Source organism: Pseudoalteromonas sp. SG43-7 (assembly GCF_014164295.1).
In the GTDB taxonomy this organism is placed as follows: domain Bacteria; phylum Pseudomonadota; class Gammaproteobacteria; order Enterobacterales; family Alteromonadaceae; genus Pseudoalteromonas; species Pseudoalteromonas rhizosphaerae.
This window is the reverse complement of record NZ_JACJEY010000202.1, coordinates 1-340: the sequence shown is the minus strand read 5'-3', so window position 1 is coordinate 340 and position 340 is coordinate 1. Positions and strand designations below refer to the sequence as shown.

Genomic DNA, 340 nt, shown 5'->3' with positions numbered 1-340 from the left:
CAACAATTAAATAAGGCCTGATATTTTCTTCTACTTCTCCTGTGCTTATCCATGCATAAGCAGGTAAATTTTTAGCTAATTTATAACCATTTTTATTTATTGCCAGTTCACCGTAGTAAATTCTGCTCTCTGACTTATCTAACCACTCAACCGCTACTTTTTCTGGGAATTTTTGATCGTAAACACCAACCATAGCTCCCGCTGTGGCTCGACAACAAGACATAGTTCCTGCGGGTACATCCCACTGGTCATCAAACTTAATTAAAGTCACGAATATATCATTACCTTCATCCGTTGAACCCGATACAACCATATAATCTATTTCACCTGTTGTTGCACA

General features: G+C 37.9%; 1 protein-coding gene. It reads right to left on the bottom strand.

Features of this window, described 5'->3' with window-relative positions; translation table 11 throughout:
• A partial coding sequence (locus tag H5200_RS24540) for a DUF2931 domain-containing protein (protein ID WP_182719783.1) occupies positions 1 to 340 on the bottom strand: 340 nt, incomplete at both ends.